The organism is Sebaldella termitidis ATCC 33386, assembly GCF_000024405.1.
In the GTDB taxonomy this organism is placed as follows: domain Bacteria; phylum Fusobacteriota; class Fusobacteriia; order Fusobacteriales; family Leptotrichiaceae; genus Sebaldella; species Sebaldella termitidis.
On sequence record NC_013517.1, the window covers coordinates 4,210,483 to 4,232,459 of the forward strand.

The 21,977-nt window shown below is 34.4% G+C and carries 39 protein-coding genes; 4 read left to right on the forward strand and 35 right to left on the reverse strand.

Annotation, left to right across the window (positions count from 1 at the left end):
* The first annotated feature begins 140 nt into the window (after nucleotides 1-140).
* The 4 genes from STERM_RS19655 to STERM_RS19670 all read left to right on the forward strand — a co-directional run bounded on the left by STERM_RS19655 (nucleotide 141) and on the right by STERM_RS19670 (nucleotide 1,807).
* Nucleotides 141-503, forward strand: coding sequence for a hypothetical protein (locus STERM_RS19655; protein WP_012863369.1), 363 nt, complete (start codon nucleotides 141-143; stop codon nucleotides 501-503).
* An 83-nt stretch (nucleotides 504-586) separates the two neighbouring features.
* A complete protein-coding gene (locus STERM_RS19660; protein ID WP_012863370.1) occupies nucleotides 587-961 on the forward strand; it encodes a hypothetical protein in 375 nt (124 codons plus the stop codon).
* 32 nt (nucleotides 962-993) lie between these two features.
* Nucleotides 994-1,377 carry a hypothetical protein gene (locus STERM_RS19665; protein WP_012863371.1) on the forward strand — a complete coding sequence of 128 codons (384 nt, stop codon included), beginning with the start codon at nucleotides 994-996 and terminating at the stop codon, nucleotides 1,375-1,377.
* Nucleotides 1,378-1,402: 25 nt separating this feature from the next.
* Nucleotides 1,403-1,807: a hypothetical protein gene (locus STERM_RS19670; RefSeq protein ID WP_012863372.1), complete on the forward strand. Its 405-nt coding sequence runs from the start codon at nucleotides 1,403-1,405 to the stop codon at nucleotides 1,805-1,807.
* 265 nt (nucleotides 1,808-2,072) lie between these two features.
* Here STERM_RS19670 and rplQ read toward each other — a convergent pair whose 3' ends face one another.
* From rplQ to rpsL, 35 genes are all read right to left on the reverse strand, one after another.
* A complete protein-coding gene (gene rplQ, locus STERM_RS19675) occupies nucleotides 2,073-2,423 on the reverse strand; it encodes a 50S ribosomal protein L17 (protein ID WP_012863373.1) in 351 nt (116 codons plus the stop codon).
* A 17-nt stretch (nucleotides 2,424-2,440) separates the two neighbouring features.
* Nucleotides 2,441-3,406: a DNA-directed RNA polymerase subunit alpha gene (locus STERM_RS19680; RefSeq protein ID WP_012863374.1), complete on the reverse strand. Its 966-nt coding sequence runs from the start codon at nucleotides 3,404-3,406 to the stop codon at nucleotides 2,441-2,443.
* A 29-nt stretch (nucleotides 3,407-3,435) separates the two neighbouring features.
* Nucleotides 3,436-4,023, reverse strand: a complete 588-nt coding sequence (rpsD, locus tag STERM_RS19685) for a 30S ribosomal protein S4 (protein ID WP_012863375.1) — start codon at nucleotides 4,021-4,023, stop codon at nucleotides 3,436-3,438.
* Nucleotides 4,024-4,051: 28 nt separating this feature from the next.
* Nucleotides 4,052-4,444 (reverse strand): 30S ribosomal protein S11, encoded by a 393-nt coding sequence (rpsK, locus tag STERM_RS19690; protein WP_012863376.1) that lies wholly within the window; start codon nucleotides 4,442-4,444, stop codon nucleotides 4,052-4,054.
* A 19-nt stretch (nucleotides 4,445-4,463) separates the two neighbouring features.
* Nucleotides 4,464-4,829 carry a 30S ribosomal protein S13 gene (rpsM, locus tag STERM_RS19695; protein ID WP_012863377.1) on the reverse strand — a complete coding sequence of 122 codons (366 nt, stop codon included), beginning with the start codon at nucleotides 4,827-4,829 and terminating at the stop codon, nucleotides 4,464-4,466.
* Nucleotides 4,830-4,969: 140 nt separating this feature from the next.
* Nucleotides 4,970-5,083, reverse strand: a complete 114-nt coding sequence (rpmJ, locus tag STERM_RS19700; protein WP_012863378.1) for a 50S ribosomal protein L36 — start codon at nucleotides 5,081-5,083, stop codon at nucleotides 4,970-4,972.
* A gap of 20 nt (nucleotides 5,084-5,103) precedes the next feature.
* Nucleotides 5,104-5,322, reverse strand: a complete 219-nt coding sequence (infA, locus tag STERM_RS19705) for a translation initiation factor IF-1 (RefSeq protein ID WP_012863379.1) — start codon at nucleotides 5,320-5,322, stop codon at nucleotides 5,104-5,106.
* Between the two features lie 63 nt (nucleotides 5,323-5,385).
* Complete coding sequence (gene map, locus STERM_RS19710; protein ID WP_012863380.1) at nucleotides 5,386-6,159, reverse strand: type I methionyl aminopeptidase; 774 nt, start codon at nucleotides 6,157-6,159, stop codon at nucleotides 5,386-5,388.
* A 10-nt stretch (nucleotides 6,160-6,169) separates the two neighbouring features.
* Nucleotides 6,170-6,802 carry an adenylate kinase gene (locus tag STERM_RS19715; protein WP_012863381.1) on the reverse strand — a complete coding sequence of 211 codons (633 nt, stop codon included), beginning with the start codon at nucleotides 6,800-6,802 and terminating at the stop codon, nucleotides 6,170-6,172.
* A 182-nt stretch (nucleotides 6,803-6,984) separates the two neighbouring features.
* Nucleotides 6,985-8,274: a preprotein translocase subunit SecY gene (gene secY / locus STERM_RS19720; protein WP_012863382.1), complete on the reverse strand. Its 1,290-nt coding sequence runs from the start codon at nucleotides 8,272-8,274 to the stop codon at nucleotides 6,985-6,987.
* Nucleotides 8,275-8,310: 36 nt separating this feature from the next.
* Nucleotides 8,311-8,919 carry a 50S ribosomal protein L15 gene (gene rplO / locus STERM_RS19725; RefSeq protein WP_012863383.1) on the reverse strand — a complete coding sequence of 203 codons (609 nt, stop codon included), beginning with the start codon at nucleotides 8,917-8,919 and terminating at the stop codon, nucleotides 8,311-8,313.
* A gap of 1 nt (nucleotide 8,920) precedes the next feature.
* Entirely contained in the window at nucleotides 8,921-9,100 is a 180-nt protein-coding gene (gene rpmD / locus STERM_RS19730) for a 50S ribosomal protein L30 (RefSeq protein WP_012863384.1), read from the reverse strand.
* Nucleotides 9,101-9,118: 18 nt separating this feature from the next.
* Nucleotides 9,119-9,625: a 30S ribosomal protein S5 gene (gene rpsE, locus STERM_RS19735; RefSeq protein WP_012863385.1), complete on the reverse strand. Its 507-nt coding sequence runs from the start codon at nucleotides 9,623-9,625 to the stop codon at nucleotides 9,119-9,121.
* Nucleotides 9,626-9,643: 18 nt separating this feature from the next.
* Entirely contained in the window at nucleotides 9,644-10,012 is a 369-nt protein-coding gene (gene rplR / locus STERM_RS19740; RefSeq protein ID WP_012863386.1) for a 50S ribosomal protein L18, read from the reverse strand.
* Nucleotides 10,013-10,025: 13 nt separating this feature from the next.
* A complete protein-coding gene (gene rplF / locus STERM_RS19745; RefSeq protein WP_012863387.1) occupies nucleotides 10,026-10,559 on the reverse strand; it encodes a 50S ribosomal protein L6 in 534 nt (177 codons plus the stop codon).
* A gap of 33 nt (nucleotides 10,560-10,592) precedes the next feature.
* Nucleotides 10,593-10,988: a 30S ribosomal protein S8 gene (gene rpsH / locus STERM_RS19750; protein WP_012863388.1), complete on the reverse strand. Its 396-nt coding sequence runs from the start codon at nucleotides 10,986-10,988 to the stop codon at nucleotides 10,593-10,595.
* 22 nt (nucleotides 10,989-11,010) lie between these two features.
* Nucleotides 11,011-11,298 (reverse strand): 30S ribosomal protein S14, encoded by a 288-nt coding sequence (rpsN, locus tag STERM_RS19755; RefSeq protein ID WP_012863389.1) that lies wholly within the window; start codon nucleotides 11,296-11,298, stop codon nucleotides 11,011-11,013.
* Between the two features lie 17 nt (nucleotides 11,299-11,315).
* Nucleotides 11,316-11,870 carry a 50S ribosomal protein L5 gene (rplE, locus tag STERM_RS19760; protein ID WP_012863390.1) on the reverse strand — a complete coding sequence of 185 codons (555 nt, stop codon included), beginning with the start codon at nucleotides 11,868-11,870 and terminating at the stop codon, nucleotides 11,316-11,318.
* 18 nt (nucleotides 11,871-11,888) lie between these two features.
* Nucleotides 11,889-12,257, reverse strand: coding sequence for a 50S ribosomal protein L24 (gene rplX / locus STERM_RS19765; protein WP_012863391.1), 369 nt, complete (start codon nucleotides 12,255-12,257; stop codon nucleotides 11,889-11,891).
* Nucleotides 12,258-12,272: 15 nt separating this feature from the next.
* A complete protein-coding gene (gene rplN / locus STERM_RS19770; protein WP_012863392.1) occupies nucleotides 12,273-12,641 on the reverse strand; it encodes a 50S ribosomal protein L14 in 369 nt (122 codons plus the stop codon).
* A gap of 14 nt (nucleotides 12,642-12,655) precedes the next feature.
* Nucleotides 12,656-12,916 (reverse strand): 30S ribosomal protein S17, encoded by a 261-nt coding sequence (rpsQ, locus tag STERM_RS19775; protein WP_012863393.1) that lies wholly within the window; start codon nucleotides 12,914-12,916, stop codon nucleotides 12,656-12,658.
* Between the two features lie 16 nt (nucleotides 12,917-12,932).
* The gene (gene rpmC, locus STERM_RS19780; RefSeq protein ID WP_012863394.1) at nucleotides 12,933-13,124 is read right to left on the reverse strand and encodes a 50S ribosomal protein L29; all 192 of its coding nucleotides are present in this window, start codon (nucleotides 13,122-13,124) and stop codon (nucleotides 12,933-12,935) included.
* A complete protein-coding gene (rplP, locus tag STERM_RS19785) occupies nucleotides 13,124-13,549 on the reverse strand; it encodes a 50S ribosomal protein L16 (RefSeq protein ID WP_012863395.1) in 426 nt (141 codons plus the stop codon). The genes rpmC and rplP overlap by 1 nt, the downstream gene beginning before the upstream one ends.
* Nucleotides 13,549-14,205 (reverse strand): 30S ribosomal protein S3, encoded by a 657-nt coding sequence (rpsC, locus tag STERM_RS19790; RefSeq protein ID WP_012863396.1) that lies wholly within the window; start codon nucleotides 14,203-14,205, stop codon nucleotides 13,549-13,551. Before rpsC ends, rplP begins: the two co-directional genes overlap by 1 nt.
* Before the next feature lie 16 nt (nucleotides 14,206-14,221).
* Complete coding sequence (rplV, locus tag STERM_RS19795; protein WP_012863397.1) at nucleotides 14,222-14,557, reverse strand: 50S ribosomal protein L22; 336 nt, start codon at nucleotides 14,555-14,557, stop codon at nucleotides 14,222-14,224.
* A 24-nt stretch (nucleotides 14,558-14,581) separates the two neighbouring features.
* On the reverse strand, nucleotides 14,582-14,857 hold the full coding sequence (rpsS, locus tag STERM_RS19800) for a 30S ribosomal protein S19 (protein WP_012863398.1): 276 nt from the start codon (nucleotides 14,855-14,857) through the stop codon (nucleotides 14,582-14,584).
* Nucleotides 14,858-14,882: 25 nt separating this feature from the next.
* Nucleotides 14,883-15,710, reverse strand: a complete 828-nt coding sequence (gene rplB, locus STERM_RS19805) for a 50S ribosomal protein L2 (RefSeq protein ID WP_012863399.1) — start codon at nucleotides 15,708-15,710, stop codon at nucleotides 14,883-14,885.
* A gap of 35 nt (nucleotides 15,711-15,745) precedes the next feature.
* The gene (rplW, locus tag STERM_RS19810; RefSeq protein WP_012863400.1) at nucleotides 15,746-16,030 is read right to left on the reverse strand and encodes a 50S ribosomal protein L23; all 285 of its coding nucleotides are present in this window, start codon (nucleotides 16,028-16,030) and stop codon (nucleotides 15,746-15,748) included.
* A gap of 1 nt (nucleotide 16,031) precedes the next feature.
* Nucleotides 16,032-16,670, reverse strand: coding sequence for a 50S ribosomal protein L4 (gene rplD, locus STERM_RS19815; RefSeq protein ID WP_012863401.1), 639 nt, complete (start codon nucleotides 16,668-16,670; stop codon nucleotides 16,032-16,034).
* Nucleotides 16,671-16,695: 25 nt separating this feature from the next.
* Nucleotides 16,696-17,322: a 50S ribosomal protein L3 gene (gene rplC / locus STERM_RS19820; protein ID WP_012863402.1), complete on the reverse strand. Its 627-nt coding sequence runs from the start codon at nucleotides 17,320-17,322 to the stop codon at nucleotides 16,696-16,698.
* 61 nt (nucleotides 17,323-17,383) lie between these two features.
* Nucleotides 17,384-17,689, reverse strand: a complete 306-nt coding sequence (rpsJ, locus tag STERM_RS19825; protein WP_012863403.1) for a 30S ribosomal protein S10 — start codon at nucleotides 17,687-17,689, stop codon at nucleotides 17,384-17,386.
* Between the two features lie 24 nt (nucleotides 17,690-17,713).
* A complete protein-coding gene (gene tuf / locus STERM_RS19830; RefSeq protein ID WP_012863404.1) occupies nucleotides 17,714-18,898 on the reverse strand; it encodes an elongation factor Tu in 1,185 nt (394 codons plus the stop codon).
* Nucleotides 18,899-18,940: 42 nt separating this feature from the next.
* On the reverse strand, nucleotides 18,941-21,016 hold the full coding sequence (fusA, locus tag STERM_RS19835; protein ID WP_012863405.1) for an elongation factor G: 2,076 nt from the start codon (nucleotides 21,014-21,016) through the stop codon (nucleotides 18,941-18,943).
* A gap of 27 nt (nucleotides 21,017-21,043) precedes the next feature.
* On the reverse strand, nucleotides 21,044-21,514 hold the full coding sequence (gene rpsG, locus STERM_RS19840) for a 30S ribosomal protein S7 (RefSeq protein ID WP_012863406.1): 471 nt from the start codon (nucleotides 21,512-21,514) through the stop codon (nucleotides 21,044-21,046).
* A gap of 21 nt (nucleotides 21,515-21,535) precedes the next feature.
* Nucleotides 21,536-21,910: a 30S ribosomal protein S12 gene (gene rpsL / locus STERM_RS19845; RefSeq protein WP_012863407.1), complete on the reverse strand. Its 375-nt coding sequence runs from the start codon at nucleotides 21,908-21,910 to the stop codon at nucleotides 21,536-21,538.
* Nucleotides 21,911-21,977: the final 67 nt, after the last annotated feature.

Consider the following 21,977-nt stretch of genomic DNA (forward strand, 5'->3'; position numbering starts at 1 on the left):
ATTTTCATGATTAAGTGACAAATAAATGATTATTAATTTCATATTTCTCTTATTACTCTGCTGTTTCTTACTAATATTCTTCAATTATTGCTTCTAAATATGTTATAATAATATAACTTATAATTTGGAGGGACAATTTTATGAATAACTATGACAGCAGTATAAAATCAATGTATCTTACAATATTTATTCTGGGACTTGTTGAATTACTGTTAGCCTTTGTCGGAATTGCTACATTTATAATAGCTCTTATTTTACAGTCCAAACTCACTGAAGCAGGTAAACCGACTTCTCCTGGAATTAAATTAATGCTCATAGGCAGCGGAATGCACATTAGCATATTCGTTCTCTCATTGGCTTCTATGGTTTCAGGTCTATTTTTTATGGCTCCATTTTTTGGTATCTTTTCTGCAATATTAACTGTTCTTCTTTATATTGCATCATTTGTTATATTAATCATAGGAGCTGTTATGATTTATAAAGAATATGATGCAATCAATTAGACTTAATTTTTATAATTTTATATTCAAAACAAAGTATTTTTAGTTTTGAATATAATATTCTAAATATTGAAAGGAGATTTTTTATGGAAAACAAAGAAAGCATAAAATCAACGTATTTTATAGTATTTATTCTTGGTATTATTGAAACTGTACTGGCATTTTTCGGTGGTCCTCTTGTCGGGATTGCAGTTCTTATAATAGCTCTCAGCCTGCGTTCAAAACTTATAAATGCGGGGGAGCCGGTTACAAATGGGGTTAAGTTAATACTGATTGCCAGCGGGATTCATATCGCCTCTCTTTTACTTTGGATTTTTAACTTTATTATGGGATTTTTGGCTATCGCTGGAATTTTTGTATTTTTTACTTCTTTATTGTACCTGCTTATTGTATTTGGAGTTTTTATTACTCTGATTGTTGCCTGCATCTTTATTTATCAGGAATACAGTGCTATTAAATAAATCTTTTATTTTTATATCGAAAGGGGTATTTTGTGGAAAATAAAGAAAATGTGAAGTCTGCATATCTTACCCTGCTTATTTTGGGTATTATTGAAGCTGTATTAACCCGTTTTGCAGGTAATCTTATCGCTATAGCAGTCTTCATTACTGCTTTGATAATTCGTTCCAAACTTTCTAAAAATGATCCTCCTGTTCCTACACCAGCAGGAATCAAATTTATGCTGGCAGGAAGTGCGGTTCATTTTAGTACTATTATCATTACTTTAATTGGTGTTATGTTTTTTCTTTCAAGCAGGGAATATCAAATGATATTTTCTATGCAAAAATTAATTAATTTTCTTATGGGTACGGCTTTTGTTCTTATTGTTATCGGCTGCATTATGGTCTATAAGGAATACAAGGATATTAGAGCATAAACCATTAAATTGCAAAGGAGATTTTATGGAAAATAATAATGTAAAATCATTATATCTTACATTATTCATTCTTAGTATTATAGAAACAGTATTTTTAATACTTCCTATATTATGTTTACTTGCAATTTTCTTTGATATTGCGATTTTCATAATAATAATGATTTTAAAAACAAGATTTCCTAAAGGTACACTTATGCCTTCCGGATTAAAATTTTTATTAATCTCATGTATCATCCACTTTATTTCTGCTGTTTTATCCGGAATCTCAACAGTACTTGGTTTTATTATAGCTTATGAGGCGGGGTATGCCTTCAGCAATCTTGTTCTTCTGCCTCTAAATATTGTTTATATTTTAGGGCTGATTGCTTCACTGGTTCTGATGATAATCAGCTGTATAAAAATTTATAAAGAATATACCGCTATTAATTAAAAAAAGTGTGTGTGATCTAAATTCTTTACAGCAGCATTAATTCTCTTATATTGGCTGCTACTTATTTTTAACTGTAATATTGTTATTATGTAAAAGTTACTGAATTATTTAATAAAAGCATATAATTGAGACTATCTGACTTTCCAAAAGCCACATGATAGTTTTTTTATTATCCGCTATTTTCCCATATAATAAATAGAAAATACAAACCAAATAAAAAAACCACCCTTAGTTTTCACTAAAAATGGAATTCTTATTATATAAATTATACTAATTCAATTATTGCCATTTCAGAAGAATCTCCTCTTCTTACGTCAGTCTTGATGATTCTAGTGTAACCACCATTTCTTTCAGCATATTTAGGAGCTAATTCCTTAAATATTTTGGCTACTGTTTCTTCATGTCTTAAGAAAGCGAAAGCTGTTCTTCTGTTATGAATACTTCCTTTTTTTCCTAAAGTAATCATTTTTTCAGCAAACTTTCTTAGTTCTTTTGCTCTTGTTACAGTAGTTTCTATTCTTTCATTCTGGATCAGCGATATAGTCATGCTTTTCATCATAGCTTTTCTTTGTGCTGGTCTTCTTCCTAGTTTTCTATATGATTTATTATGATTCATTTTACTTTCTTCCCTCCTTAGATAGAGTTATCGTTTAGGTCAAAGCCTAATTCTTTCATTTTATCTATTATTTCATTTAATGACTTTCTTCCAAGATTCTTGATCTTTAGAAGCTCTGCATAAGTCATTTTTCCTAAATCACCTATTGTATTTACCCCTGCCTTTTTCAGACAGTTATATGATCTGACAGTGAAATCAAGCTCTTCTATCTTCATGTCATCCATATTATTTTCACTTATTACTTCAATACTTGATTCTACTTCATCTTCTGATCTGAATTTTTCCATGCTGTTTCCTATGTTAGTAAACGGATTCAGATGAAAGCTTATCAGCTCTACTGCATATGATAAAGCATCTCTTATTTCTATACTTCCGTCTGTTGTAATATCAAGAGTTAATTTATCATAATCTGTTGCTCTTCCAACCATTGTATCTTCCACTGAGTAGCTGATCTTCTTTATAGGAGTATATATTGCATCTACTGCGATATATCCTATAGGCCAGTTTTCAGTTTCGATTTCTTCAGATACAACAAATCCTTCTCCTGAATCAACCAAAAATTCCATATTTATTTCTCTTTTAGTCGTAATAGTAGCTATCACCTGATCAGGGTTGATTATCTTTAAACCAGGTTCAAGTATTATATCTCTAGCTGTAATTTCTCTTGGTCCTTTTACAGATAAAGACATTTTTTTCTCTCCGGGTTCATCTGATTCTACTACTATTTCTTTTATATTCAGGATAATATCTGTAACAGCTTCTTTTACACCTTCTATAGTAGAAAACTCATTAAGAACACCGTCTATTTTTACTCCTTTTATTGCACTCCCAGGAATTGAAGATAATAGAACTCTTCTTAATGCATTTCCAATAGTAGCTCCATAGCCTCTATATAAAGGTTCTAATGTATAAATAGCATGAAAATCATCAGTTTTATCTTCTTTCAATTTTATACTTTTTGCTATTTTTTCAATTTTTAACAAATTTAATCAACTCCTCGAATTGAAAATTATTATCTTGAATAGAATTCTATTATCATTGCTTCGTTAATGTCAAAATCCACAGCTTCTCTTGTAGGGTTTTCCAATACCTTTGCTGATAAAGCATTCTCATCCAGTGTTAACCATCCTGGTACGCTTTTTTGGTTAAGAGATTCTTTTATTATAGCTAAATCTCTTGATTTTTCTCTTACAGTAATTACATCTCCCTGTTTTACTCTGTAAGAAGCAATGTTAACTCTTTTTCCGTTTATTTCAAGGTGTCCGTGACTTACTAACTGTCTTGCTTGTCTTCTTGTAGTTGTTAGTCCTAATCTATATACTACATTGTCGAATCTTCTTTCAAGATACTGAAGTAATAACTCACCCGTTACTCCTTCTTTTCTTGTTGCTTCTTCGTATAATTTATAAAATTGTTTTTCCATTATTCCATAAACAAATCTAGCTTTTTGTTTTTCTCTTAATTGAATTCCGTAATCTGTTAATTTTTTATTTGCATTTGGTCTTAAGCCTCTTTTTGATTTTTTATTTACGCCTAAAATACTTGGATCAAGACCAAGAGTTCTACATTTCTTAAGAACAGGCTGTCTATCTCTTGCCATCTATCTATTTCCTCCTTATTTTCTTATTTTATGGTCTTCTCTTTTTTGGCGGTCTTGCGCCATTATGAGGTACTGGTGTTATATCAACTATTTTAGTTACTTCTAAACCAGCAGCTTGAATAGATCTTATAGAAGCTTCTCTTCCTGATCCAGGTCCTTTTATTTTTACCTCAACTTGTTTCATTCCGTTTTCCATAGCAGTTACAGCTGCTTGCTCAGCTGCTATCTGTGCAGCAAACGGTGTTCCTTTTTTAGTTCCTTTGAATCCAGACGTTCCGCCTGATTTCCATATAACTACTTTTCCTTCAGTGTCAGTTATAGTTACTACAGTATTATTAAATGTAGAATGTATATATGCTATTCCGTTAGGAATATTTTTTAATTTTTTCTTTTTAGAAGTTACTGATGTCTTCTTAGCCACTTAAAAATTCCTCCTTATATTATTTTTTCTTAGCTACGGCAGCTTTTACCGGTCCTTTTCTTGTTCTTGCATTTGTCTTTGTCTTTTGTCCTCTTACCGGAAGTCCGTTTCTGTGTCTTAAGCCTCTGTAGCTTTTTATATCCATAAGTCTTTTAATGTTAAGTCTTATTTCTTTTCTAAGTTCACCTTCGATTTTGAACTCATCAACGATTGTTCTGATTTGTCCAACCTGCTCTTCTGACAAGTCCTTAACCTTGATATTTTTATCAACATTCGCTTTTTCTAAAATTTTGTTAGCAGTACTTCTTCCTATTCCAAAAATGTATGTCAGTGAAATCTCTACTCTTTTATTTCTAGGAATATCTACTCCTGCGATTCTAGCCAAATCTTTTCCTCCTTAATAATTTTTTCTTAATTTTATTAACCTTCATCAATATGCCTTATGTGATAAAACATAAGAATAAGCTCTACAGCCCAACATACCTTTACAATTTTCATATATATATAAAGACAGTTAAACTCATATTATCCTTGAACCTGTTTATGTTTCGGATTTTCACAGATCACTCTTACTTTTCCGTGACGTTTTATCAATTTACATTTGTCGCATATTGGTTTCACTGATGCTTTTACTTTCATAGAAACTCTCCTTCCACATATTATTTCTTTCTGTAAATTATTCTACCTCTGGAAAGGTCATACGGAGAAATCTCCACTGTTACCTTATCGCCGGGAAGAATTTTTATGTAGTGCATTCTCATTTTTCCTGAGATATGTCCTAGAATCTCGTGTCCGTTCTCCAGCTTTATCTTAAACATCGCATTTGGCAATGCTTCGAGAATTTCGCCCTCTAATTCTATTACGTCTTGTTTTGCCATAAAAAATCACCTCAGATCCTTGTTATTATATCAAATTTATTGAAATTTGTCTATTATTTTTTCTTATGATTTCAAACTTAAAATCAGCGGTTTTCCGTCCACAATAGCAATACTGTGTTCGAAATGCGCAGATCTCTTATAATCTTTTGTTACTGCTGTCCATTGGTCATTAAGTATTCTTACACGATAAGTCCCTACATTTACCATAGGCTCTATAGCAATTACCATTCCTTCTTCTATTTTTGGCCCCAGACCTTTTATTCCATAATTAGGCACCATAGGATCTTCGTGCATCTCTTTTCCCACACCATGTCCGGCAAAATCTCTTACCACTGAAAAACCGTTTTTTTCCACGTATTCCTGTATCGCTGCTGATATATCCCCTATTCTGTTACCTGCCACAGCCTGCTCTATCCCGATTGTTCTTGCATGTTCAGTGACCTCAAGAAGCTTTTTAGATTCTTCATCTATTTCTCCTACGGGAAAAGTCACTGCTGCGTCTCCTACGTAGCCGTCAAGCACTGTTACAGTATCCAGACTTATAATATCTCCCTCTTTCAGCAGCTCGTCAGCTCTTGGTATACCATGAACCACCTTATTATTAATGGAAGTACACAAACTTGCAGGGTAAGGTCTGTTTGTATGACCGCTGCCATAGCCTTTTGTTCCGGGAATTGCACCCTGACTTCTTATATAGTCTTCTGCTATTTTATCCAGTTCTAATGTAGATATCCCCGGTTTTATATACTTCGGAATTATATCTTCATAAAATCTGGCTATTATTTCATTAGCCTTTTTTATTTTCTTTATTTCATCTAAAGTCTTTATAATTGTCATTATGTTCTCCTTATAATGAGTCTAATACTCTTAGAATGTCCTCTGTAATTTTGGCTACTTCCTGTTTTCCGTTGATTATTACTGTTTTCCCAAGGTTTTTATAGTAGTCAAATAAAGGGGACGTTTGCTCTTTGTATGCTTTCAGCCTTGTTTTCACTGCTGTTTCGTTGTCATCTTCCCTTTGGTAGATATCTTCTTCATTTTCATCCACAGGAGGATTATATTTTACATGATATATTTTTCCGGTCTTTCTTGACATTCTTCTCCCGGTAATTCTTTCAAGTATCTCATTGTCATCTACATCAAGAACTACTACCTTATCTATTGTTTTTCCCAGCTTATCCAATATTTTCTGCAATTCTTCAGCCTGATGCAGAGTTCTCGGAAACCCGTCAAGTATAAATCCTTTTCCGCAATCTTCCTTTGCAAGTCTTTCTTCTACTATTCCAATTGTTACATCATCAGGAACAAGCTGTCCGTCATCCATATATGTCTTCGCTTTTTTTCCTAGCTCCGTACCATTGGCTATAGCCGCTCTAAACATATCTCCAGTTGATATCTGCGGTATTCCGTATTTTTCAACAAGTAACTTTGCCTGTGTTCCTTTTCCTGCCCCCGGCGCTCCAAATAAAATAATATTCATACTCTACCTATCCTTCCTGTTTTTTGTCCCTTTATCATACTCTTCAAAAATTATATTTTAGCAACCCTGCTGAAAATTCAGTATTTTGAAGAAATCTATTTTATTTCTTAAAAGTCACTTACAAAATATAGAATATTTATAAATTTATTTAAAAAATAAAATAAAAAGCTGGGGCTTATATCTTATTTTGATATAAACCCTTTGTAACTTTTTACTGCTAAATGTGAATCTATTTGTTGTAGTAAATCTACTGCTACCCCTACCAGGATCAGTAAGCTTGTTCCACTCATCAGTACCGGCATTTTCAGGAAATAACCAAAGAAAATATTTGGCAGTACACCTAAAACTGCTAAGAATACAGCACTTCCAAAAGTAATTCTCGTAGCTACCCCTTCAAGATAATCTACAGTTTCACTTCCGGGTCTTTTTCCAGGCACTGTTGCTCCTCCCTGCTTTAAGTTATCTGCTACTTTTTCTGGATCAAAAACTATTGATGTATAGAAAAATGCAAATAATACCACAAGGACTGCATAAAGCACAAGATATCCGACTCCTGTCTGAGAAAACAGATTTTTTAGTTTGGCATTCAGACTTGGATCTTTTACCAGACTAATTAATACAGACGGCACTGCCATCAATACTGAAGCAAAGATTATAGGCATTACCCCTGACATATTTATTTTTAACGGCAGAAAAGTTTTCTGTCCTACGCTGCTTCTTCCTGTTCTGCCTTTTCCCACGTACTGAATAGGTATTCTTCTTTCAGCAAGCTGTATGAGTACTATTACTGCTATTAAGATCACAAACAATACTATTGTTATCAGCATTAAAACAAGACCCATTCCCCCGCTTGTTGACAGATTTTTCCCTATCTGATACATTTCAGCAGGCAATCTTGATACTATACTCAGGAATATAAGCATAGAAGTTCCGTTTCCGATACCTTTTAATGATATTCTCTCTGCTACCCACATCAGGAATGCAGTACCGCCGGTCATCAATGTTACAGTTACCAATGTAAACATCGGTCCCGGTTCGTATACAAGCTGCTGCTGCTGCAAAAGAATAGTCAAACCAAAAGACTGTGCAATTGCTACACCTATTGTAAGATATCTTGTCCACTGTGTAACTTTTTCTTTTTCCTTACCGCCCTCTTTTTGCATCTCCTCTAATTTTGGCACAACTACCCCGAGTAGCTGGAAAATTATTGACGAGTTAATATAAGGTATTATCCCTAAGGCGAACATAGAGGCATTTTGAAATCCCCCGCCCGAAAAAGTATTAATAAATCCTGCAAGCGAGTTTCCCTGCATTGCGCTGGAAAGTCTGCTTACATCTATTCCCGGTACCTGAATATGAACTCCTACTCTGGCAACCAAAAACATAATTAGTGTAAATACTACTCTTTTTCTAAGCTCAGGAATTTCAATTATAGATTTTACTTTATGAACCACTTCTTCTACTAAAGTCAAGTTATCACCTCATTCTCAAGAAAAAGTAAGATATTCTTACTTTTCCTCTTTTTTATTGTTCCCGGCAACAGTAGAATAAGATTTTATTTCTAAAATTTCTACTTTTCCCCCAGCTTTTTCCACTAATTCCTTAGTTTTTTCAGAAATTCTGTGAACTTTGAAATTTAATTTTTTAGTAACTTCTGCTTCTCCGATGATTTTCAGAATACTTTTGAAATCTTTTTCTTTTACATAAGAATCGATATTTTCTTCAAGATATTCCTTTACTAATTTTCTACCTTTAAGGTTTCTTAGTTTTTCATCGCTGTATTTTTTTATGAATCTGGCATTTTTTATGATTCCGTTATCTGCTAATGTAGCAATACTAACTTCTTCTCCATCTTCAAATCTGTTTACTATATCTTTAATATTTAATACTATTAAATCTTTTTTAAATGGTGAATTACTGAACCCTCTTTTTGGAATTCTTCTGATCAAAGGCATTTGTCCGCCTTCAAAAGCTGGAGATACATAACTTCCTGATCTCTGCTTCTGACCGTTGTGACCTTTTCCGGCTGTTTTTCCCCAACCAGATCCGTGTCCTCTTCCTACTCTTCTTCTTCCTTTTTTCGAACCCTCTGAAGGTCTTAACTCATTTATGTTCATCCTAAACCTCCTCTACTTGAAGTAAATAAGAAACTAATTTTATTTTTCCTTCTATATCCGCTGTTTTTTCATGTAATGCACTGTGCCCTATTTTTCTCAGGCCAAGTGATTTAACAGTTTCGACATGGTTAGGTTTTCTTCCATTAATTCCTTTTACTAGCGTTACTCTAATTTTAGACATTAATTTTACCTCCTAGCCTTATCCTAAAATCTCATCTACTGATTTTCCTCTTAATCTTGCTACTTCTTCTACGCTTCTTAACTGCTTTAATCCTTCGATTGTAGCTCTTGCCACATTATCTTTATTTTTTGATCCTCTTATTTTAGTAAGTACATCATGTACACCAACAAGCTCCAGAATTTCTCTTGCTGCTGATCCGGCGATAACTCCTGTTCCTTTCGATGCAGGTTTTAATAATACACTTGTTGAATTATATTTACCTATTTGATCATGTGGAAGTGTTCCACCTTTTAAAGATACAGTTACAAGATTTTTTTTCGCATTAGCTACCGCTTTCTTGATAGCATCAGGTACACCATTAGCTTTTCCTAGTCCTATACCTACTTTTCCTTTTTCATTTCCTACAGCCGCTAAAACAGAAAAAGATATTCTTCTTCCTCCTTTTACCGTCTTAGAAACTCTGTTTATTCTTAAAAGACTTTCTTTATATTCACTTTGTTTAGTCTCTCTAGGTTCTCTAGCCAAAACAAGTCCTCCTTTTTTCTAGAATTTTAATCCTGCTTCTCTTGCAGCATCTGCTAGGGCTTTCACTCTACCAGTATAAACATATCCTGATCTGTCGAATACCACTTCAGTGATTCCTTTGTCTATTGCTCTTTTTGCTATTGCTTCGCCTATTTTTTTAGCAGCATCCATATTTCCGCCTTTAGCTATATCGGCTTTTAGTTCTTTGTCAATACTTGACGCAGATGCAATAGTTTTTCCAGTTGAATCATCTATTACTTGAACAAAAATATTAGTTAAGCTTCTGAAAACAGATAATCTAGGTCTTTCAGCAGTTCCAACTATTTTGTTTCTGATTCTACCGTGCTTTTTTTGTCTAGCTTTATTTCTATTTAATTTTTTTACCACTATGAACTACCTCCTATCCTTTCTTACCTTCTTTTCTTCTTATTTGCTCATCAGCATATTTTACACCTTTTCCTTTGTATGGTTCAGGCGGTCTTTTTGCTCTGATATTAGCGGCAATCTGCCCTACTAATTCTTTATTTATACCTTCTACTGATATTTTTGTATTTCCTTCTACTTTAAAAGTGATTCCTTCTACAGGTTCTATTTCTACCGGATGAGAAAATCCTAATGATAATGTTAACCCTTTTCCTGCTGCCTGTACTCTGTATCCTACTCCCACAAGCTCTAATTTTTTCTCAAATCCTTGGTTTACACCAACAATCATATTATTCAAAACTGCTCTTGTTGTTCCGTGTAGTGCTCTGATATCTGGCAGATCATTTGGTCTTGTTACATTTATTTCACCATTCTCTACTTTTACAGTTATCTCCGGGCTGAATTCTCTTTCTAACTGTCCTTTAGGTCCTTTTACGGTTATCTTATTACCTTCCTGCTTCAATTCAACTCCGCTAGGTATAGTTATAACTTTTCTACCTACTCTTGACATTTATTTTTCCTCCTAATATATAAAATGCGTAAATTACCACACGTAGCAAAGAACTTCTCCGCCTACGCTATGCTTTCTGCATTCCTTGTCTGTAATAACACCTTTTGGTGTTGAGACAATTGCAATTCCCAATCCACCTAATACCTTAGGTAAATCTTCCACACCTGAATAAACTCTTCTTCCAGGTTTTGATATTCTTTTTAGTCCTTTTATTACATTTTCACCGTCAACATATTTCAGTGAAACGACTACATCTTTTTTAGAACCATCTTCTTTTATTTCAAAATCTTTTATATATCCTTCATTTTTCAATATGTTAGCTATTCCAAGTTTCATATTTGAATAAGGAATTTTAACATTTTCATGCTTAGCACTATTAGCATTTCTAATTCTTGTAAGCATATCTGCAATAGGATCTGTTAAGTTCATTAAATGTGCCTCCTTTCAATTTTTACCAGCTTGATTTTTTTATCCCAGGAATTAATCCTTCTCCTGCTAATTTTCTGAATACAACTCTTGAAACACCAAATTCTCTCATGTATCCTCTTGGTCTTCCATTTACCATACATCTGTTTCTAAGTCTAGTCGGTGATGCATTTCTAGGTAATTTAGCAAGCTCTTTTATTGCTTCTCTGTCGCCTTTTCTGATTCTTTCTTTCAGCTCGGCTCTTTTTGCTGCATATTTTTCTACAGTTTTTGCTATTTTAAGGTTTTTTTCCATCATTGCTACTTTAGCCATCTTGTTTCAACACCTCCTTATTTTTGGAATGGCATACCGAATGCTGCCAGTAATGCTTGTCCTTCTTCATCTGTTTTTGCTGTAGAAACAATAGTTATTCCCAATCCAAACATTTTATCTACTTTATCGATTTCTATTTCAGGGAAAACTATCTGTTCTCTTATTCCTAAAGTATAGTTACCTCTTCCGTCAAATCCTTTTTTAGAAACTCCCTCGAAATCTCTAACTCTTGGAAGGGCTACTGTTACTAATCTATCTAAAAATTCATACATTTTTTCTTTTCTAAGAGTTACCATTGTACCGATCTTCTGACCTTCTCTTAATTTAAATCCTGCCTCAGATTTCTTTGCTTTTTTGGCAACAGGTTGCTGTCCTGTAATTATTTTAAGATCGTTCATTGCTGCATCTAGTAATTTTGCATTTCCAGCTGCTTCACCAACTCCGATATTTACGATTATTTTATCCAATTTCGGTACTTCCATTACATTTTTCAGGTTTAATTCCTTAAATAATGCAGGTACAATCTCTTCTCTATACATAGCATAGAATCTTGGTATATATTTTTCAGCCACTGTGTATTATCCTCCTTCCTATATTTCTTTTCCAGAAACTACTGAAATTCTTACTTTTTTATCATTTTTGATTTCTTTTCTTACTCTAGTACCTTTTTTTGCTTTTTCATCCCAAAGCATTACTTTTGATGCAAAAATAGGCATTTCTTTCTCTACAACTTCACCTTGTGGGTTCATTTGATTAGGTTTAATATATTTCTTTCTTACATTTACACCCTCAACAACTACTTTTCCTGTGCTTCTCATTACTCTTAGCACTTTTCCCACTTTATCCTTGTCTCCTGGCTTTTCAGCAGCATCCTTTGATCTTCCGCTTACTACTACTACCATATCTCCTGTTTTCACATGTAATTTTTTAGGTACTGATTTTACTTTTGATTTTATCACAGCAAATCCTCCTTCCTATAATACTTCTGGTGCAAGAGATACTATTCTCATAAAGTTTTTCGCTCTCAATTCTCTTGCCACTGGGCCAAATATTCTTGTTCCTCTTATTTCAAGGTTAGCGTTTAATACAACTGCTGCGTTGTCATCAAACTTTATATATGAACCGTCTGCTCTTTTTAATTCTTTTCTTGTTCTTACTACAACTGCCTTAACGACATCTCCCTTTTTTACGTTTCCATTAGGAATAGCTTCTTTAACAGAGGCTACTACGATATCTCCGATTCTTCCGAATCTTCTTCTTGATCCGCCAAGAACTCTGATTACCATAATTTTTTTGGCACCCGTATTATCAGCAACATTAAGTACTGTTTGTTGTTGAACCATCCTAATCCTCCTCTCTACTTAGCTCTTTCTAAAATAGTTACTACTCTCCATCTTTTGTCTTTGCTTAATGGTCTAGTTTCCATTATTCTCACTTTATCTCCGACTTTACAATCGTTATTTTCATCATGTGCTTTATGTTTTTTTGAAACTTTTAGTCTTTTTTTGTATAATTTATGGAATTTCATTGTTTCTTCAAGAACAACTACAGTTTTTTCCATTTTATCAGAAACAACTATACCTTCTCTAACTTTTCTATAGTTACGTTTGATTTCCACAGTCTACCTCCTTCAATTATCCATTTTTCTTTTCAGTAAGTATTGTTTTTATTCTTGCTATTGTTCTCTTCATATCTCTGATTTTAGCTGTATTTTCTAATTGTCCCAAAGAGTGCTGAAATTTCAAATTAAACAATTCCTCTTTTAAATCTTTTTCCTGTGATATTAATTCATCGATAGACAAATCTCTAATTTCTTTAGATAACATTAATTATCACCACCCATTTCTTCTTTTTTTACAAATCTACATTTTATAGGCAGTTTGTGAGCAGCTTTTCTTAATGCTTCTTTTGCTCTTTCTTCAGGTACTCCGCCAACTTCAAACATAATTTTGTCTCTTTTTACTACTGCTACCCAACCTTCAGTGTTTCCTTTACCTTTACCCATTCTTGTTCCTTCTGGTCTTTTTGTATAAGGCTTATCAGGAAAAATTCTGATCCAAATTTTTCCTTCCCTTTTGAAGGTTCTATTTATAGTTACCCTGCACGCTTCGATTTGTCTTGATGTTATCCATCCAAATTCCTTTGCAGCAAGTCCGTATTCACCAAAATCTACATTGTTTCCTTTTGTAGCAACTCCGCCGATTTTTCCTCTGAATTGCTTTCTGTATTTCGTTCTTTTAGGTATTAACATTATGCATTTCCTCCTTCCTTCTTGCTAGGAAGTACTTCTCCATTAAATATCCATACTTTAATCCCTAATGCACCGTATGTAGTAAATGCAGTAGCTGTAGCATAGTCAACATCAGCTCTTAAAGTGTGTAATGGTACTCTTCCTGATAATGTCCATTCGCTTCTTGCGATTTCTGCTCCGTTTAATCTTCCAGAAACAGCTATTTTGATCCCTTTTACTCCTGATTTTTCTGCTCTTTGTATTGCCTGGCTTACAGCTCTTTTATAAGCAACCCTTTTTTCTATTGCTGTGGCTATACTTTCAGCAACTAACTGTGAATTTTTATTAGGATTTTTTACTTCCTGTACTTTTACCTGCACTTTTTTCCCAGTCAGATTTTCTATTTTTCCTTTTAATGCTTCGATTTCTGCACCTTTTCTACCTATTAATATCCCGGCTTTCCCTGTATCTATTATTATAGTAAGTTCAGTCGGTGATGTTCTTTCTATCTGAATGCACGAAACTCCGGCATGATAATAATTCTTTTTAATAAATTCTCTTATTTTCAGGTCTTCGTGAAAATTATTTAAATATTCCTTACCTTCAGCAAACCATTTAGAATCCCATGTTCTAGTAATTCCTAATCTAATTCCCCTAGGATCAACCTTTTGTCCCACAGAAATACCTCCTTAATTAATTTCTTTCGCTCACTTCCACTGTAATATGAGCTGTTGGCTTTCTTATTATATCCGCTCTTCCCATAGCTCTTGGATTTACTCTTTTTAGTACCGGTCCTTTGTCTATAAGTATTCTTGATACATATAGCTTATCAGGATCCATTCCAAAGTTATGTTCTGCATTTGCTATAGCAGATTTCAATGTTTTCTCTATATAAACTGCTGCCTTTTTATTTGTAAATTTAAGCATTGCTAACGCCGGTAAAGCGTCTTTTCCTCTTACTATGTCAGCTACTAACCTAGCTTTCTGAGGACTTAATCTTTGATAACGAAGTTTTGCTACCACTGCCACGATAGGCCTCCTTTCCAACCCTTACTATTTTCTCTTGTCTTTTTTTGCATCTTTTCCGTGTCCGTAAAACGTTCTAGTAGGTGCGAATTCTCCTAATTTATGTCCCACCATCTCTTCAGTTACATAAACTGGTATATGTTTTTTTCCGTTATATACTGCAAAAGTTTGTCCAATAAATTGTGGAAAAATTGTTGATCTTCTTGACCATGTCTTAATTACTTGCTTTTTCTCACCCATTGCTTCTACTTTTTTTAGTAAGTATCCATCAACAAATGGTCCTTTTTTTAATGAACGAGCCATTTAGTTCCTCCTTGCTAATTTAGATTTATTTTTTTCTTTTTCTTACTATAAATTTATCGCTTAATTTCTTACCTCTAGTTTTCTTACCTAATGTTGGTTTACCCCAAGGTGTAACAGGAGATTTTCTTCCTATCGGCGATCTTCCTTCTCCCCCTCCGTGCGGGTGATCTACCGGATTCATCGCTGATCCTCTAACATGAGGTTTTCTTCCTAAGTGTCTGTTTCTTCCTGCTTTACCTAATGATACAAGCGAATGTTCTGAATTTCCTACAGAACCTATAGTGGCTGTACATTCTCTGTGTATTAGTCTTAATTCTCCAGATGGAAGTTCCACGTGTGAGTAAACTCCGTCTTTTGCTACCAGTCTTGCAGATGTTCCTGCTGATCTTGCCAGCTGTCCGCCTTTTCCGGGTATTAGTTCCACATTATGAATAACTGTACCTATCGGTAAGTCTTTTAATTTTAATGCATTTCCAGGTTTGATTTCCGCACCTTCTCCAGATAACACAGTATCTCCCTTTTTCAGACCGTTTGGAGCAAGAATATATCTTTTTTCTCCGTCAGCATAGTGTAAAAGAGCAATATTTGCAGTTCTGTTAGGATCATATTCTATTGTTGCTACCTTTGCAGGCACTCCGTTTTTATCTCTTTTCCAGTCAATTACTCTGTAAAGTCTTTTATGTCCTTTGTGTCTGTTTCTTCCAGTTCTGTGACCGTAGTTATCAATCCCGTAAGATGAATTTAACGGTTCTACTAATGATTTTTCCGGTCTTACTTTATCCAGATCATTATTGACTAATATAGACATATGCCTTGTACCATTAGTCATTGCTTTTAATTTTTTAATTGGCATATTAATACTTCCCTCCGTGTTATTTATTTATTTTATTAAAATTCAAATCCTGCGATTTCGTCTCCGTCTTTAAGCTTAACCATAGCTTTTTTTACTATAGGTGTTTTATACATAGAAAATCTGAATCTTTTATTTTTAGATTTTACTGTAAGTGTATTTACGCTTACTACTTTTACATCAAATAATTTTTCCACTGCCTGTCTGATTTCGATTTTATTTGCTCTTCTGTCTACTTCGAAAACATATTCATTATTTTCTCTTCTGATCATTTCACCTTTTTCAGATTTAACAGGTCTTTTGATTACATCAAATATATTCATATTATGCTAGCACCTCCTCGATCTGTGCAAGTGCTTCTCTTGTCATGATTATTTTGTCCTGTTTCAATAACCAGTAAACACTTAACTCATTTGGCATTAGTACATATGATTTTTCTATATTTCTTATAGACAGATATGCGTTATATTCATTCTCTATATATAAGTCATTTAGTATGTAAAGCTGTTTTGCCCCTGCCATATCTAATTTTTTAGAAAAATCAATAATTGTTTTTGTTTTTGGTTTTTCCAGTTCAAAAGCATCTATTATAATGATTTCTCCCTTATTAACCTTAGCTGATAAAGCTGATCTTATAGCTAATTTTCTTACTTTTTTATTTACTTTTTTTACATAGTCTCTTGGTTTCGGTCCGTGTGAAACACCGCCGCCAACCATGTGAGGAGCTCTTGTCGAACCTTGTCTTGCTCTTCCAGTACCTTTTTGTCTGAAAGGCTTTCTTCCTCCACCTCTTACTTCAGCTCTAGTTTTTGTAGAAGCTGACCCTTGTCTTACTTCTGCTAGTTCTGCAGTTAATACTTCGTGCATTACTGCTTTGTTAGGCTTTATACCAAATATTTCTTCCTTTACATCGACAGTTCCTGCTTTTGTACCGTCAATAGTATATATATCTAAAACTGGCATTTTGTCCTCCTCTCTTTCTTCTCAATTAGTATTTTTTCACTGATTTTTTTATTACTAAATATCCGTTTTTAGGACCCGGTATTGCACCTTTTACTAATAAAAGATTATTTTCCACATCAAATTTTACTACTCTCAGGTTTTGAACAGTAACATTTTCATTTCCTAATCTTCCTGCCATTTTCTTACCTTTTGGTACATTACTGTTTGATGCGGCACCGCCGGCATTCGATCCTCCAAGTCTGTGGTTTCTAGAAACCCCGTGAGTTGCTCTGTTTCCTCCGAAGTTATGTCTTTTCATAACCCCTGCTGTTCCTTTACCTTTTGAAGTTCCCGAAACATCTACAAACTCTATTCCTTCGAATGAATCTACTTTGATTTCCTGTCCTAATTCATAGCTATCTAAATTATCAGTTCTGAATTCTTTTAAGAATTTTTTTGGAGTTACTCCTGCTTTTTTAAATACTCCCATTTCTGGCTTTATAGTATTTTTTTCTTTCTTTTCGTCGTAACCTAAAGTTAATGCGTTATATCCGTCTTTTTCGACGTTCTTTTTCTGGATAACAAAGTTCGGTCCTGCTTCTATAACAGTAACAGGTATTAATTTTTCACCTTCAAATATTTGTGTCATCCCTATTTTTTTTCCTAGTAACATTATTTTTCCTCCTTAATATATTGGTTGACTGCTCTTTTTTATAAGCCAACTTGTATTAAGCCTATAATTGCTTTATCTCGATTCCTACACCCGACGGCAGACTTAATGAAGTTAATGCTGAAATTATTTGTTGACTAGAGTTTTTGATTTCCACAACTCTTCTGTGAACTCTCATTTCAAACTGCTCTCTTGAATCTTTATTTACATGCACTGATCTTAATACTGTGTATTTCTTTGTCTTAGTTGGTAAAGGAAGGGGCCCAGTTACCTCTGAGCCATTCTTCTTAACAACTTCAGCTATTTTCTTTGCTGATTGATCCAGCAATTTATGATCATACGATTTAAGATATATTCTTAATTTATCCAAAGTTTTTCCCTCCTACTTAATAAACTATTTCGTAATAGTAGCAACTACACCAGAAGCAACTGTTCTTCCGCCTTCTCTGATGGCGAATCTTAATCCTTCTTCCATTGCTATTGGGTGGATTAATTCTACTGTCATTTCTATGTTATCTCCAGGCATTACCATTTCAATACCTTCTGGCAGATTTACCATTCCTGTTATATCTGTCGTTCTGAAATAGAACTGCGGTCTGTATCCTGTAAAGAATGGTGTATGTCTTCCGCCTTCTTCTTTTGTCAATACATATACTTCTGATTTAAAGTTAGTATGTGGTGTTATTGATCCCGGCTTAGCTAGTACCTGTCCTCTTTCCACATCCTCTTTCTTTGTTCCTCTTAATAATGCTCCGATATTATCTCCTGCTTCTCCTGAATCTAATAACTTTCTGAACATTTCTACTCCTGTTACTGTTGTCTTTGTTGTAGGTCTTATTCCTATGATCTCTACTTCTTCTCCAACATTAACTTTTCCTCTTTCTACTCTTCCTGTTACTACTGTTCCTCTTCCTGTTATAGTAAATACATCCTCTATTGGTAATAGGAACGGCTGATCTACCGGTCTTTCAGGTGTTGGTATATATGAATCCACTGCATTCATTAATTCCATTATTGCATCTATCCATTTTTCTTCTCCGTTTAACGCTCCTAATGATGATCCTTGTATTACCGGTATATCGTCTCCAGGGAATCCATACTCTGTTAGTAATTCTCTTACTTCCATTTCTACTAATTCCAATAATTCTTCGTCATCTACCATATCTACTTTGTTTAAGTATACTACGATATAAGGAACTCCAACCTGTCTTGCAAGCAGGATATGTTCTCTTGTCTGAGGCATTGGACCGTCAGCTGCTGATACTACTAAGATTGCTCCATCCATTTGTGCTGCTCCTGTTATCATGTTCTTTACATAATCCGCATGGCCTGGACAGTCTACGTGTGCGTAGTGTCTTGCTTCTGTTTCATACTCTATGTGAGCTGTATTTATTGTTATTCCTCTTTCTCTTTCTTCAGGTGCCTGGTCAATATTTTCAAAATCTACTTTTTGAGCCAGTCCTTTATCCGATAATACTTTTGATATTGCTGCTGTTGTTGTTGTTTTTCCGTGATCTACGTGACCGATTGTTCCCACGTTTACGTGTGGTTTACTTCTTTCGAATTTAGCTTTTGCCATTCTACTCTTCCTCCTAAAAATTTAAAATTTTATTTTAAAGGCTTATCCTTTTCTTTCAGTTATTATTTGATTAGCTATGTTTGTAGGCACTTGCTCATATTTTTCAAATTCCATTGAATATGATGCTCTACCTTGTGTTTTTGATCTTAAGTCAGTTGCATATCCGAACATTTCTGATAACGGTACAAATGCGTTTATTATCTTTGCTCCGTTTCTGTCTGTCATCCCTGAAACCTGACCTCTTCTTGAGTTAAGATCTCCTATTACGTCTCCCATGTACTCTTCCGGAGTAGTTACTTCTACTTTGAAGATAGGTTCAAGTAATATTGGAGTTGCTTTTCTCATACCGTCTTTTACCGCCATCGATCCTGCGATTTTAAATGCCATTTCGCTCGAATCCACTTCATGGTAAGTTCCGTCATATAATGTTACTTTTACATCCTGCACAGGATATCCTGCAACTACTCCTGCTTCCATAGCTTCCTGTATCCCTTTGTCTACTGCAGGAATATATTCTCTCGGGATTGCTCCCCCTGTAATTTTGTTAATGAACTCATAACCTTTTCCGTTATTTGGTTCTACTATTATCTTAACGTGTCCGTATTGTCCTCTACCACCTGATTGTTTTGCATACTTAGTTTCTACATTAGCTTCGCCAATGATAGTTTCTCTGTAAGCAACCTGCGGTTTACCGACATTTGCTTCTACCTTAAATTCTCTTTTCATTCTGTCTACCAGAATTTCCAAGTGTAACTCACCCATACCGGCTATTAGTGTCTGCCCTGTTTCCTGATTAGTTGTTACCTTGAAAGTAGGATCTTCTTCTGCAAGTTTAGATAGTGCTGTTCCCATTTTTTCTTGGTCAGCTTTTGTTTTAGGCTCTACAGCAACCTGGATAACCGGATCTGCGAATTCCATTTTTTCAAGTATAATCGGAGCTGATTCATCACAAAGTGTATCTCCTGTAGTAGTATCTTTCAATCCTACTGCTGCTGCTATATCCCCAGCGTGAACTTCATCTTTTTCTTCTCTCTTGTTAGCATGCATCTGAAGGAGTCTTCCCATTCTTTCTTTCTTACCTTTAGTAGAGTTTAGTACATAAGAACCTTTTTCAAGTATTCCTGAATACACTCTGAAGAAAGCAAGCTTTCCTACGAAAGGATCTGTCATGATCTTAAATGCTAAGGCTGCGAATTTTTCATCATCAGATGGTTTTCTTGTGATTTCTTCATCTGTTTTAGGGTTAGTTCCTTTTACTTCCCCTACATCTTCAGGTGAAGGCATTATTTCTACTACTTTATCAAGTAAAGGCTGTATCCCTTTGTTTTTAAATGCTGTTCCGCATACACAAGGTACTACTATTCCTTCAATTGTAGCTTTTCTTAATGCTTTTATCAGTTCTTCCTCTGTAATTTCTTCTCCGCTGAAAAATTTCTCCATTAACTCATCATCAGTTTCAACGATAGATTCTATCATGTATTCTCTTGCTTCTTTAGCTTTATCTGCTAATTCCGCTCTTATTTCTTTCACATCATAGTTTGCACCCATTGTTTCATCTATGAAAAGTAATTCCTGCATTTTTATTAAGTCAATTACACCTTCAAAAGCTTCTTCAGCTCCTATTGGAAGCTGTATTGGAAGTGCGTTTCCTCCAAGCTTTTCTTTAATGTCATTTACACACATGTCAAAGTCGGCACCGACTCTGTCCATTTTATTAAAGAATGCCATTCTTGGAACTTTGTATTTATCAGCCTGTCTCCACACTGTTTCAGACTGCGGCTGAACTCCGTCAACTGCAGAAAAAACCGCAACAGCACCATCTAATACTCTTAGAGATCTTTCTACCTCTACTGTAAAGTCCACGTGACCTGGTGTGTCTATTATGTTAATTCTGTGATTTTTCCAGAAACAAGTAGTCGCAGCAGATGTTATTGTGATTCCTCTTTCCTGCTCCTGTTCCATCCAGTCCATTGTAGCGGCACCTTCGTGTACTTCTCCTATTTTATGTGTAACTCCTGTATAAAATAAAATTCTCTCTGTTGTTGTTGTTTTCCCGGCATCTATATGTGCCATGATTCCGATATTTCTTGTGTCTTTCAAAGCAACTTCTCTTGCCATTTTTAAAATATCCTCCTTGTCTTAAAGTTACCATCTATAATGTGCGAAAGCTCTGTTTGCTTCTGCCATTTTATAAGTGTCATCTTTCTTTTTCATAGCTCCGCCTTCATTGTTAGCAGCTGCTATTATTTCTTTTCTTAATTTTTCTATCATACCGTATTCTTTTCTTTCTCTTGAGTATCTGATAAGCCATCTGATAGCCAGAGCTTGCTGTCTCTCTACTCTTACTTCAACCGGTACTTGGTATGTAGCTCCACCGATTCTTCTTGATCTTACCTCTAGCTGCGGTTTCAAATTTTCCATTGCTTTTCTAAATACTTCTATACCTTCTTCATTAGTTTCAGCTGTAATTTGATCTAATGCAGTATAGAAAATACTTTCTGATATAGATTTCTTACCATCATACATAAGGCTGTTAATAAATTTAGTTACTAATTTATCTCCATATCTTGAATCTGGTAATACATCTCTTCTTTCGGCTCTTCTTCTTCTTGACATGCCTAAAGTTACCTCCTAATCTTATTTTTTATCTTTCTTAGTTCCGTATCTTGATCTTGCCTGTTTTCTGTTTACTACTCCTGCAGTATCCAGCGCACCTCTGATTATCTTATATCTTACCCCCGGTAAATCTTTTGTTCTTCCTCCTCTGATTAACACAATCGAGTGTTCCTGTAAGTTATGCCCAATTCCAGGTATGTAAGCAGTTACTTCAATACCATTTACTAATTTAACCCTTGCTACTTTTCTTAATGCCGAGTTTGGTTTCTTAGGTGTAGTAGTATATACTCTTACACAAACTCCTCTTTTTTGTGGGTTACCTTTTAGAGCTGGTGATTTTTTCTTTTTTTCCGAAGTTGATCTCCCGTGTCTAACTAATTGATTAATAGTAGGCATTTTTCCTCCTCCCAAATTTTTAATTTTAGATTTTATATATGAAAAATATCATTAACAAAATTACACA

Bases quoted from the DNA above. Each gene is read 5' to 3' on its own strand.
- STERM_RS19655 (WP_012863369.1), top strand. From the start codon at position 141: ATGAATAACTATGACAGCAGTATAAAATCAATGTATCTTACAATATTT.
- STERM_RS19660 (WP_012863370.1), top strand. From the start codon at position 587: ATGGAAAACAAAGAAAGCATAAAATCAACGTATTTTATAGTATTTATT.
- STERM_RS19670 (WP_012863372.1), top strand. From the start codon at position 1,403: ATGGAAAATAATAATGTAAAATCATTATATCTTACATTATTCATTCTT.
- rplQ (WP_012863373.1), bottom strand. From the start codon at position 2,423: ATGAATCATAATAAATCATATAGAAAACTAGGAAGAAGACCAGCACAA.
- rpsD (WP_012863375.1), bottom strand. From the start codon at position 4,023: ATGGCAAGAGATAGACAGCCTGTTCTTAAGAAATGTAGAACTCTTGGT.
- rpmJ (WP_012863378.1), bottom strand. From the start codon at position 5,083: ATGAAAGTAAAAGCATCAGTGAAACCAATATGCGACAAATGTAAATTG.
- infA (WP_012863379.1), bottom strand. From the start codon at position 5,322: ATGGCAAAACAAGACGTAATAGAATTAGAGGGCGAAATTCTCGAAGCA.
- map (WP_012863380.1), bottom strand. From the start codon at position 6,159: ATGACAATTATAAAGACTTTAGATGAAATAAAGAAAATAAAAAAGGCT.
- STERM_RS19715 (WP_012863381.1), bottom strand. From the start codon at position 6,802: ATGAATATTATTTTATTTGGAGCGCCGGGGGCAGGAAAAGGAACACAG.
- rplO (WP_012863383.1), bottom strand. From the start codon at position 8,919: ATGAACATAAATGAGTTAAGACCTTCAGAGGGTTCGAAAAAAGGAAGA.
- rpmD (WP_012863384.1), bottom strand. From the start codon at position 9,100: ATGTCTAAAATTAGAGTAACGCTAGTAAAAGGAATTAATGGAAGAAAA.
- rplF (WP_012863387.1), bottom strand. From the start codon at position 10,559: ATGTCAAGAGTAGGTAGAAAAGTTATAACTATACCTAGCGGAGTTGAA.
- rpsH (WP_012863388.1), bottom strand. From the start codon at position 10,988: ATGAACTTAACAGATCCTATTGCAGATATGCTTACAAGAATTAGAAAT.
- rpsN (WP_012863389.1), bottom strand. From the start codon at position 11,298: ATGGCTAAAGTAGCAATGATGGAAAAAAACCTTAAAATAGCAAAAACT.
- rplN (WP_012863392.1), bottom strand. From the start codon at position 12,641: ATGGTTCAACAACAAACAGTACTTAATGTTGCTGATAATACGGGTGCC.
- rpmC (WP_012863394.1), bottom strand. From the start codon at position 13,124: ATGTTATCTAAAGAAATTAGAGATTTGTCTATCGATGAATTAATATCA.
- rplP (WP_012863395.1), bottom strand. From the start codon at position 13,549: ATGTTAATACCTAAAAGAACGAAATACAGAAAGCAATTCAGAGGAAAA.
- rpsS (WP_012863398.1), bottom strand. From the start codon at position 14,857: ATGGCTCGTTCATTAAAAAAAGGACCATTTGTTGATGGATACTTACTA.
- rplB (WP_012863399.1), bottom strand. From the start codon at position 15,710: ATGCCAATTAAAAAATTAAAAGCAATGACTAATGGTACAAGGCATATG.
- rplW (WP_012863400.1), bottom strand. From the start codon at position 16,030: ATGAATATATTTGATGTAATCAAAAGACCTGTTAAATCTGAAAAAGGT.
- rplD (WP_012863401.1), bottom strand. From the start codon at position 16,670: ATGCCAGTTTTAGATATATATACTATTGACGGTACAAAAGCAGGAACT.
- rplC (WP_012863402.1), bottom strand. From the start codon at position 17,322: ATGTTACTAGGAAAAAAAATAGGGATGACACAAATATTTGAAGGTGAA.
- tuf (WP_012863404.1), bottom strand. From the start codon at position 18,898: ATGGCAAAAGCTAAATTCGAAAGAAGTAAACCACACGTAAACGTGGGA.
- fusA (WP_012863405.1), bottom strand. From the start codon at position 21,016: ATGGCAAGAGAAGTTGCTTTGAAAGACACAAGAAATATCGGAATCATG.
- rpsG (WP_012863406.1), bottom strand. From the start codon at position 21,514: ATGTCAAGAAGAAGAAGAGCCGAAAGAAGAGATGTATTACCAGATTCA.
- rpsL (WP_012863407.1), bottom strand. From the start codon at position 21,910: ATGCCTACTATTAATCAATTAGTTAGACACGGGAGATCAACTTCGGAA.